The following is a 10,886-nucleotide window of genomic DNA, read 5'->3' on the forward strand; positions in this document are numbered from 1 at the left end:
ACTTGTTCGACAACTTGCTCGTTACGCTACAGTCTGCTTGAGCTGAACCAGCCTCACCTCACTCTGTAAGGTCAGTTGATTCACTCCAGCAAAGCGATCAGCCTTTACTGATCAATGGATGCTTATCTTTCTTCACCTATGATATGCACGCGATATCGCATTCGTTTAAGTCATAATCCTCTGTTCATTGATAAAAGGCATTTCGTTCATTATTGAATGATGAACGGATTGCTTCAGCTATTAATAGCCAAGCTCTTTTTGCAGCTCTTGCATAGTGATTACATCGCCATCCGCTGGAATACCGATTGCGAAGGTTTGTTTTTCATTGATCTTGGAGTACTGAGCATTACCGTCCAGTGCCAGCTTCACATTTTCCTTTGTATCTGGATCAGAGAATACTGCGTCCATCACCATTTGTTGATACACTGGGAAGTTCTTATCGTTGATCGCTGTGTTGATGTGGAATTGGTTCAGCGTCAGGTATTTGTCCAGATCAGCAACTGCTTTGGAGAACTCACTCTGAGAATCCTGAGAATTGAGGTCTTTTTTCATGTCATCAATTTCTTGTTGTGACACGTTCAGTGCAGAACGATATTCTTCTTTAGAAATAACATCCAGTACTGCTGGCAGTGCTTGTTTTACGAAAATTTCAACAGCTTGTTTGGCATTGTCGTTCGTTACAGCAAATTGTACCACTTGTTTTGCATCTACACCTTCTGGCAGACTTGCATCAGCAGGCTTGATGTCTTTGAAGTACGTCGCTTGATCGTATTTGTCCAGAACCGCGCTGGACAGTTCTTGTGCCAGCTTTTGGCTTGTTGCCGGGCTAAGCGGCTTGTAGTCTTGTCCTTGTTGCTGAGCCAGCTCTTTCAGATCCAGCTTCAGGAATTTGCCAACTGTTGTTTGTGGCAGTGGCAGCATTGGGATTTGTGGAATTTTCACATACATCGTATCCTGTGTCATCACGATTGGCACTTCAAAGTTCATTGTGCCTCCACCCAGCTTCAGGTTAATCGTCATTTCCGTTTGCATTGGATCCGCTTGGTACACACCGTTTGCAGTGATCTCTGCATTTTTCAATGCATTGATGATCTGTGCATTTGTAGAATCTGTAGCTGCTGCACCATCTGCGGAGCTGATTGCCAGATCTGTAATTTTAAATTGAGTACTCATCGTATACGAAGTCATTTGTGCGGCAGCTGTTGTTGCTGCTTTTACCGCTTCCTTCGGCTCTTCTTTTTTCGTACAGCCAACCAGTGCGATAGTGAATACCAGCAGCAATGCTAGCAAACTACCTGTCATTTTCTTGTTCATTATGATACCCCTTCCTGTTTCTAAGCGTGAATCCTTTACTCTAATTTCATAAAGTGAAAAAATAAACTCCGCATCCATGATAACCCATTTTGGCATGATTTTAAATGTCAAAGCCAAAATTAGTTATATTTTCTTAACACAACAGGTCAACTTTCAGTAAAACTCAGGATTGCTCCATAGGTAAAAAAGGCTTGATTGGTTTCCATCATGCGCATTTGTGCAAGCTGATTGCTACACAGTATGGGCATAGAACCGGATCATTCTGCGTAGTCTAGCATGTACACGGGTCCGTTTAGTGAATATCCCGCTTTCTGAAGCGACCGCCTTTGACATCGTGAATATTACCGACTGCCATAAAAGCATTTTCGTCAAAATGATTAACGATTTCCTTCAGCTTGGCTTCCTCCAGACGTGTAATGACACAAAAGATCACCTTTTTGTCTTCGCCAGAGAAGCCACCTTCACCGGATAAATAAGTAACAGTTCGTCCTAACCGACTAATAATGGCATTGCCAATATCGTACGTCCGATCACTAATGATCCAGACTGACTTGGATTGATCCAGCCCATCGATCGTAATATCGATCACCTTGGTAGCAATGTAGTACGCAATAATCGAATACATCGCTCGATCCCAGCCGAATACGAAGCCTGCTCCAGTCAAAATGAACACATTGATAATCATTACAATCTCGCCCACCGAAAAGATCGTCCGCCGCGATAGCAAGATTGCGATAATCTCCGTTCCATCCAGTGATCCACCAGAGCGTAATACTAACCCGGTGCCAAGTCCGAGAAACATCCCGCCAAACACAACCGCCAGTACCGTTTCATTTACAAAGGCAGCGACCGGATGCAACAGCAGTGTGCCTACCGACATCACCGAAATACCGAGCAGTGTTGATAATGCGAAGGTTTTACCAATCTGCTTGTAGCCGATGACCAGAAAAGGAATATTGATCAGAAATAGAAATATCCCTAGCTTCCAGCCCGTTAAGAAGGACATAATAATCGATATGCCTGTAATGCCGCCATCAGTAACATTGTTTGGGACGAGAAACAATTCAAGTGCAACAGCAACAAGGATTGCTCCCAATACAATCAGCATCGTGCGTACCATCGTGCTGCGTAGGGAACGTTTACCGTGTTCTACCGGTGTGAACGCGGCCAAATCTGGAGGTTGGTTCAGTGCCATGGCCTAGCCTCCTGTTCTTATGTACGTATTGGCATCACGAAAGGTGACAACTTTTTGTCCAATTCATGATCTACTCTTATTATTATTACATAAAATATCTGCTCCTCCTATAAAAAACCGGACAATCATCGAGATAAACACAACAAAAAAGCCGTTCTCATTGAGAACGGCTTGGTATTATAGATGTATGGCGGAGAGGGTGGGATTCGAACCCACGTGGAGTTGCCCCCTAACGGTTTTCAAGACCGCCCCGTTATGACCGCTTCGGTACCTCTCCGAACATTAACGTCATGTAATACTCAAACGAATATTGCACAACATAATTAATATATCATACATCCTATAGTAGCACAATATTTATTTTTCCGACTTGCCGATCACTTCAACACCGCGCATATATGGACGAAGTGCCTCAGGTACGATCACACTGCCATCCTCCTGCTGATAGTTTTCCAGAATCGCAGCGACTGTACGACCTACTGCCAGACCAGAACCATTCAGTGTATGCACGAATTCAGGCTTGCTCTTCGTATCCTTACGATAGCGGATGCTTGCACGACGTGCCTGGAAGTCTTCCACATTGGAGCAAGACGAAATTTCACGATACATATTGCTTTCTGGCAGCCATACCTCCAGATCATATGTCTTCGCTGCGCTAAAGCCCATATCGCCTGTACATAGTCCAAGCACACGGTAAGGCAGACCGAGCAATTGCAGGATACGCTCTGCATTAGCCGTCATCTTCTCCAGCTCTTCATACGAAGTTTCTGGCTCAACGACCTTGATCAGCTCGACCTTATTAAATTGATGCTGACGAATCAGTCCACGTGTATCACGACCAGCCGCACCAGCTTCCGAACGGAAACATGAGCTGTAGGCCACATAATACTTAGGCAGCTCTTCTTTGGCCAGAATTTCTTCACGATGATAGTTCGTTACTGGAACTTCTGCTGTCGGGATCAGATAGTAGTCAGTATCCGTCAGCTTGAACAGATCCTCTTCAAACTTCGGCAGCTGTCCTGTACCGACCAGACTATCACGGTTCACGATATATGGAGGCAGAATCTCTTCATAGCCATGATCACCGCTATGCACATCCATCATAAAGTTGATCAGCGCACGCTCTAGACGAGCACCCAATCCTTTATAAAATGTAAAGCGAGAGCCTGTAACCTTCGCCCCTGCTTCAAAATCAAGAATACCTAGCTCCTGCGCGATATCCCAGTGTGCCTTCGGCTCGAATGCAAACTCACGCGGCTCGCCATTACGACGCAGCTCCACGTTGTCTTCCTCCGATGCCCCTACAGGTACACTGCTATCTGGCAGGTTTGGAATAGCCAGTGTCAGGCTATCGATTTCGGCTTCCAGATTACGAATCTCTTCATCCAGCGCCTTAATGCGATCAGACACCTGACGCATTTCCAGAATTAGCTCTTCCGCATCCTCTTTGTTCTTTTTGCGTTGTGCGACTTCGCCAGATACTGTATTACGGCGGTTCTTAAGCAGCTCTGTCTCCTGTAGCAGCTCACGGCGCTTCGAATCAAGCTCTGGGAAGCTAGAGATCAGATCGAGCGATTTGCCGCGATTTTGTAGTGCCTGCGCAACCCGATCATACTCGGTACGCAAGATTTTAACGTCTAACATGAATAACCCCTCCTCATAAAAATAACCTTAACTCCCGTTCCCCTTTTCGCCGACAGACCGGATGCGGCAAGCCAACCGCCATAGGGCGATTCGCTTCTCCACACCAGCGGCTGTACCGGGCAAGCGAGAACTTGCCGCACTCCGCAAGTTGAGTATGCTCTACTCACGGAAGCTGCCAAGAGTTAAGGTCGATCCTACCATTACTTATCTACTTATCGTCATAAGCTGTTTATACAGCGTGTAGCTTCTATTATGACTATGCATAGCCTTATTATACCGTAGCACTGTAACTATAGGCGCCACTGTCTATTGATGTTCATCTAGCATCACACACTTTAACCTCAATCACAGCAACACTATGGATAACAAGCTTATGCCTTACTTGCCAGTGATTCCTTTACCATATCTACAAAATACTGATGCAGACGATAGTCATCTGTCAGCTCTGGATGGAAGGAGCAGGCGAGCAGATGCTGCTGACGTGCAGCTACGATCTCGTCGTTATACACCGACAATACATCCACACCTTCACCCACCGATTCGATCAGTGGCGCACGAATAAATACCGCACGAACAGGCTCAGGGACACCTTGAATATCCAGATCGGTCTCAAAGCTCTCCTTCTGGCGTCCAAATGCATTCCGGCATACCGTCATATTCATCAGCGCCAAATGCGCTTCTTCCTGGCCTTCAATTCGTTCTGCCAGTACAATCAAGCCTGCACATGTACCAAACATCGGTTTACCCAGTGCCGAAAATTGCTTCAACGCATCCATAAAGTCGTACTTGCGCATCAGCTTCCCGATGGTTGTACTTTCTCCACCAGGAATGACGATACCGTCTAGCTCACCCAGCTCGTCCACACGCTTCACACTGACAGCCTCTGCACCTGCCAGCTGTAAGCTGCGAATATGCTCTGCTACAGCACCTTGAAGTGCCAGTACACCGATCTTCATTCCACTATCCTTCTTTCTTACCAGCCGCGATCCTGCATACGCTCAGCAGGAGACAATTTGGAGATTTCGATCCCCTTCATTGGTGTACCCAGATTTTTGGATACCTCAGCGATCAGCTTGTAATCCGTATAATGTGTTGTTGCTTCCACGATCGCACGTGCGAATTTCTCAGGGCTGTCGGATTTGAAAATACCAGAACCAACAAATACGCCGTCTGCACCCAGATGCATCATCAGAGCCGCGTCGGCAGGAGTCGCTACGCCACCCGCTGCAAAGTTAACAACTGGCAGCTTGCCGCTTTCGTGCACGCCCAGCAGCAGCTCGTAAGCTACACCGAGGTTTTTCGCTTCAGCATACAGCTCGTCCTTAGACATGTTTTGTACCTTGCGAACCTGGCTGTTGATCAGACGCATATGGCGTACCGCTTCAACAATGTTACCTGTTCCTGGCTCACCCTTTGTGCGAATCATAGCTGCACCCTCGCCGATACGACGCAGTGCTTCACCCAGATCCTTCGCACCACATACAAATGGTACAGTAAATTCATTTTTATCGATATGATATACTTCGTCAGCAGGTGTGAGCACTTCGCTCTCGTCCAGGTAATCTACACCCATTGATTCCAGTATCTTTGCTTCTACATAGTGACCGATACGCGCTTTCGCCATAACCGGGATTGTAACAACCTTCATAACTTCCTCGATAATCGTCGGGTCAGCCATACGAGCAACCCCACCCGCTGCACGAATATCAGAAGGCACGCGCTCAAGAGCCATAACTGCTGTTGCACCAGCAGCTTCGGCAATCTTTGCCTGCTCCGCGTTCATAACGTCCATGATGACGCCGCCTTTTTGCATTTCCGCCATACCTCTTTTTACTCTCGATGTACCAGTTTCCATGTCCATGCCTCCTGAATACTTTCTGTAAATATCCCGTGCTCAGTCGGCAGCGGGATTCGTTATCAATGACGTTCTGCGTCGGCCGCAACAGCCGTCCCATGCCTGATTCCAGGCTGAAAAGAGGACAGAATCTAACTCATAATTTTACATGACACATATGCATTATACAATACATTTTCACCGTATATCGCAGAATGACCGCCAGGCAGTGCCTGGCGGGTCAAAGGGTATTGGATGCTAATCGAATAGAGCAGTTATAACAGTAGATTAGATACCTTGAAAATTTACAGCCAGACGAGATATCCATCATTCCGGTAGAATGGCTTTGTGTCGTCGCTTGGATCTAAACCTGCATATCACAAAATCTATATCATCACTCAAGCCATATCTTTATTCAATTAGAACATATTTTTCACGGAATTGAACAGATCACCAAACAGGTCACCGATCGAACGGAAGAACAGACGCAGCCAGCTTCCTTTTTCCACAGGCTCCGATGCAATCAGATTCACCGTTGTCACCTGATCCTGCGGCATGCTGTCGTTTTTGTACGTATACGTGATCGTACCGAGTGCTTTGCCTGCTTCGATTGGTGCTGTACGTGCTGTTTCATCCGCTTGCGATACCGTGTAAGTTACATTTTGCGGATTTGTACCCTTCGGTACAACTACATTAACCGCTGCATCTGTTACTACAGGAACCTCTGTTGCTGAACCCTTTACTACCGGTATTGTAGCCAGACCAGAGACCGCCGATTTTGCACCTACGATTTGCTTCACTTCAAAGTGATCAAAGCCGTAGTCCAGTACTTTTTTTGTTTGGATAAAACGTTGTTTATCACTGGATGTTCCCATTACGACACTGATTAGACGCATACCATTACGCTCAGCTGTACCCGTAAAGCACTGACCTGCTGCATTCGTATGACCTGTTTTTAAACCATCCAGGCCTGGATAGGCATACGCCTTAAAGTTAGTAATAGACGAGTTCGACGCCAGCATCCAGTTCCAGTTCACTACTGGTGACTTATCGGTAGGACGGAATTTGAAGGACTGAATTTTGGTCACTTCATTAAAGTCAGGATGATCCACAACGATATGACGTGCAAGAATAGCGGTATCGGAAGCAGACATAACGGTTTCCTTGCCATCCTCAGGCTGTGTACCTTTCGGCATATCCGCAATGCTCAAACCTGTAGCATTAGCAAAATGTGCTGTTTTCATGCCAAAGTCCTTGGCTTTTTCATTCATCAACTTCACAAACTCTTTTTCAGAACCACCAGCGATATACTCTGCCAGTGCAACGGTCGCATCATTAGCCGAACCTACTGCCATCGCTTTGTACAAATCTAGAACCGTGTGCTTATCTCCCTCAGCAAGGAATACACGCGAGCCAACCTGTGCTGCTGCGTTAGCAGATACGGTTACCACATCGTCCCATTTGATTTTGCCTTGTTTTACATAATCGGAAACGATGTACTCAGTCATCATTTTAGACATACTTGCTGGAGGTAATGCTTCATCACTATTAATAGACAGGAGAACCTTACCTGTCGTTGCTTCAATCAAAATAGCAGACTTAACCTGCAATCCAAGCGAGTCAGCAGAAGGTATCGATGTACTGCCGGAAGCAGTAGCTTCTGTAGATTTTTGATCAGTCGAAGTACCGGATGTAGCCGATGCAGCCATTGCTGCTGTTGGAACAATTGTAGACAGACACAGCATATTTACAAGCATCAACGATGCTACACTTTTTTTAATAAGTTGACGTTTCGACTTCTTTCCTGTTTGCTTTCCCCACTTGCGTTCCAATGTATAAATGCTCCCCTCAAAACTCACCTATAGTATTGCATGTAATGCGCGGTACTATGTAAACCATCAAACAGTTAAAACCCGCTATCACAATGACTTTCTCATTTTAGCACATGGTGACATGCAAAAAAAGACAAGCCCTTAATAAATCATAGGCTCCGATAAACGTCAACTGCATTTTTTAACTAAATTTAGTAGTAAAGCGGTCTAAACTATACCTACTATTTATATTTTGAAATGGTGGCTTTGAAATAGCTTTCAGATATTTAATGGTAAAGGGACAAATAACTATTGCTGATTACCTCTATATCCGAGTCATAGAAGTGAGCAGCTCCTTTTAGAATTAACGCCTAAACCAAATGTATACTCGATTTATATTCAAGCTAGCCTGATATTAAAGCCGATAATTAATTACTATTTCTGACTACTTGGTTCTATATTAATTATGCTGCTTTCTTAAACAGCTTTAGAGATATTGCGCTAGTACACCACTACTTTTCAAAACCAAAAAAGACCACCTCCCAGTCATATCCCAGGAAGTGGTCGTAATTGAATTGATCCTTATGAATCGATCCTCATAAGAAAATTTTTATTACATAATTATAGTTAGACAGAATTATACTCACGCACAAGAACAGTGAAGACGCACTTCTCTCGCTCAAAATGAGAGAAATTAGCATACTCTTCGCATACTATCGATTACAGAGAATAGTTAGGCGCTTCTTTTGTAATCTGAATATCATGTGGATGGCTCTCACGCAGACCCGCACCTGTGATACGGATGAATTGTGTATCATTACGCAGCTCTTCCAGACTTCCAGTGCCACAATACCCCATACCTGAACGCAGACCACCGATCAACTGGTGTACCGTTTCCGACAAAGGACCTTTGTAAGCTACACGGCCTTCGATACCTTCTGGGACGAGCTTTTTATCATCATCCTGGAAGTAACGATCCTTACTACCCTGTTTCATCGCAGCCATGGAACCCATACCACGATATACTTTGAAACGACGACCTTGATAGATCTCCGATTCGCCCGGGCTTTCTTCTGTACCGGCAAACATACTACCCAGCATAACTGCGGATGCGCCAGCAGCCAGTGCCTTTGTAATTTCGCCAGAGTACTTGATACCCCCGTCAGCGATAATTGGTATGCCGTATTCACGTGCAACTGTCGCACAATCATAGATCGCTGTAATCTGAGGTACACCGATACCAGCGATAACGCGTGTTGTACAGATCGAGCCTGGACCGATACCAACCTTAACTACAGATGCACCTGCTTGGATCAGATCACGAGTCGCTTCACCTGTAGCTACGTTACCTGCAACGATAGTGAGTTCAGGGAACATGCTACGCAGCTTACGTACTGCATCCAAAATGTTAATATGGTGTCCATGTGCAGAGTCAACAACGATCAGATCCACACCAGCATTAACCAGTGCTTCCGCACGTGCAAAAGCATCATTCGATACACCAATCGCTGCACCTACGAGCAAACGACCCTGTGCATCCTTCGCTGCATTCGGGAACTGAATTGCTTTCTCAATATCCTTAATTGTGATCAAGCCTTTGAGGATGTTGTTCTCGTCTACCAGTGGTAGCTTTTCAATTTTATGCTTTTGTAGCAAAACCTCAGCCTCTTGCAGTGTTGTACCAACAGAAGCAGTTACCAGGTTTTCGCTAGTCATCACGTCACTGATTGGGATATTAAAGTCATGGATGAAACGCAGGTCACGGTTCGTAATGATACCAACCAGCTTATGATCCGCATCTACGATCGGTACGCCAGAGATGCGATACTTTGCCATTACCGCTTCTGCATCGGATACCATTTTATCAGGAGTAAGGGAGAATGGGTTGGTGATAACACCACTTTCGGAGCGTTTTACACGATCTACTTCCTCTGCTTGCTGTTCCATCGACATATTTTTGTGGATGATGCCGATACCGCCTTCACGTGCCATTGCAATTGCCATTGCAGCTTCAGTAACAGTATCCATACCCGCACTGATCAGAGGTACATTCAGTTTAACGGACGAGCTGAGTACAGTAGAAACATTAACTTCCTTCGGCAATACTTCCGACTTACGTGGAACCAACAGCACGTCATCAAATGTTAGTCCCTCTTTACCAAACTTTGTTTCCCACACGAGGATATTCCTCCCTTTTCTTCTTTTGATATGAGGCTTATAAATAAATCCGTTTTAATCCGCTGTCACAGCCGGAAAAAAATCAAAGAATAGGTTCCGATCATTTCCAGTGCTCAGGGCACCGTCTCAAAGGGAATATTCATAAGCTTTTAAGCCTGATTTAAAGCCTTTATGATCAAGAAATACATTCTTGAAAATAAGTTTCTGAAAATATATTATTGCAATCTTAGCAAAGGGGTTATGGGCTGTCAAGAACGTTACAGCATAATCACATAAATGAACTTTGAACAATCCAATTTGGCTTTTCAGGGAACACGAATGTCCTCTCATCATGGACAAAATAATAATATTGTATATGATTTCCAAGTTGGATGTCTCTAAGCGCTATATTAAAAGACTAAGTATGCTTCACTAAATCCCTACATAAAATTCCAAACTAACCATCCGAATCGAAACCCAAATCCTGCATGCCTAATATCAAAAGCCTTTCGTACTCGACTGCTTTCGTGCTCGCCTGAATAAAATGATCTAATCATAGCTCATACAATTAATATAATCACTTCTAGACTATCTGCTTCTAGTTAATAGCTACAAAACTCCAAATAGCAATTGTATAATACGTATCCCTCTTTCTTTCGAGCCCCTCTGCAACATCGTTCTTCAATACCTCTCTGCAACACCTTCTACTGCTACATCCAAAATTGGAACAACAAGAGTACGCTTAAAAGTTAAAAAACCTGAAACAAAGCCAGAAAAGAGAAAACACTAAGTGGCAATTGCATAATACATATCGAGAACAACAGAAAGCAGAACAAGAAGAATACAAAGAAAGTGAATAACAAAAGCAGCTAATAGAGGTAGTAAATAGAACAAAATAGAATGAAAAATAGACTATACGAAGAAGATCAAA

General features: G+C 44.6%; 7 protein-coding genes and 1 tRNA gene. All 8 read right to left on the reverse strand.

Annotation, left to right across the window (positions count from 1 at the left end; all coding sequences use genetic code 11):
- Positions 1 to 240: 240 nt before the first annotated feature.
- Positions 241 to 1,314 carry a hypothetical protein gene (locus tag IEX62_RS22250; protein ID WP_188778410.1) on the reverse strand — a complete coding sequence of 358 codons (1,074 nt, stop codon included), beginning with the start codon at positions 1,312 to 1,314 and terminating at the stop codon, positions 241 to 243.
- Positions 1,315 to 1,606: 292 nt separating this feature from the next.
- Complete coding sequence (locus IEX62_RS22255; protein WP_188778411.1) at positions 1,607 to 2,509, reverse strand: YitT family protein; 903 nt, start codon at positions 2,507 to 2,509, stop codon at positions 1,607 to 1,609.
- A gap of 188 nt (positions 2,510 to 2,697) precedes the next feature.
- Positions 2,698 to 2,786 (reverse strand) — tRNA-Ser (locus IEX62_RS22260).
- Positions 2,787 to 2,866: 80 nt separating this feature from the next.
- Positions 2,867 to 4,153 (reverse strand): serine--tRNA ligase, encoded by a 1,287-nt coding sequence (gene serS, locus IEX62_RS22265; protein WP_188778413.1) that lies wholly within the window; start codon positions 4,151 to 4,153, stop codon positions 2,867 to 2,869.
- Between the two features lie 371 nt (positions 4,154 to 4,524).
- Positions 4,525 to 5,109: a pyridoxal 5'-phosphate synthase glutaminase subunit PdxT gene (gene pdxT, locus IEX62_RS22270; protein ID WP_188778415.1), complete on the reverse strand. Its 585-nt coding sequence runs from the start codon at positions 5,107 to 5,109 to the stop codon at positions 4,525 to 4,527.
- 17 nt (positions 5,110 to 5,126) lie between these two features.
- Positions 5,127 to 6,008 (reverse strand): pyridoxal 5'-phosphate synthase lyase subunit PdxS, encoded by an 882-nt coding sequence (gene pdxS, locus IEX62_RS22275; protein WP_188778417.1) that lies wholly within the window; start codon positions 6,006 to 6,008, stop codon positions 5,127 to 5,129.
- A 398-nt stretch (positions 6,009 to 6,406) separates the two neighbouring features.
- Positions 6,407 to 7,819, reverse strand: a complete 1,413-nt coding sequence (locus IEX62_RS22280; RefSeq protein ID WP_229686019.1) for a D-alanyl-D-alanine carboxypeptidase family protein — start codon at positions 7,817 to 7,819, stop codon at positions 6,407 to 6,409.
- 699 nt (positions 7,820 to 8,518) lie between these two features.
- A complete protein-coding gene (gene guaB / locus IEX62_RS22285) occupies positions 8,519 to 9,976 on the reverse strand; it encodes an IMP dehydrogenase (protein WP_188778419.1) in 1,458 nt (485 codons plus the stop codon).
- Positions 9,977 to 10,886 lie beyond the last annotated feature (910 nt).

This window comes from Paenibacillus hunanensis (assembly GCF_014645615.1).
Lineage (GTDB): Bacteria > Bacillota > Bacilli > Paenibacillales > Paenibacillaceae > Saccharibacillus > Saccharibacillus hunanensis.

What these genes read in the sequence shown, in the direction of transcription:
- IEX62_RS22250 (WP_188778410.1), bottom strand. Translation starts at nt 1,314, where the DNA reads ATGAACAAGAAAATGACAGGTAGTTTGCTAGCATTGCTGCTGGTATTC.
- IEX62_RS22255 (WP_188778411.1), bottom strand. Translation starts at nt 2,509, where the DNA reads ATGGCACTGAACCAACCTCCAGATTTGGCCGCGTTCACACCGGTAGAA.
- serS (WP_188778413.1), bottom strand. Translation starts at nt 4,153, where the DNA reads ATGTTAGACGTTAAAATCTTGCGTACCGAGTATGATCGGGTTGCGCAG.
- pdxT (WP_188778415.1), bottom strand. Translation starts at nt 5,109, where the DNA reads ATGAAGATCGGTGTACTGGCACTTCAAGGTGCTGTAGCAGAGCATATT.
- pdxS (WP_188778417.1), bottom strand. Translation starts at nt 6,008, where the DNA reads ATGGAAACTGGTACATCGAGAGTAAAAAGAGGTATGGCGGAAATGCAA.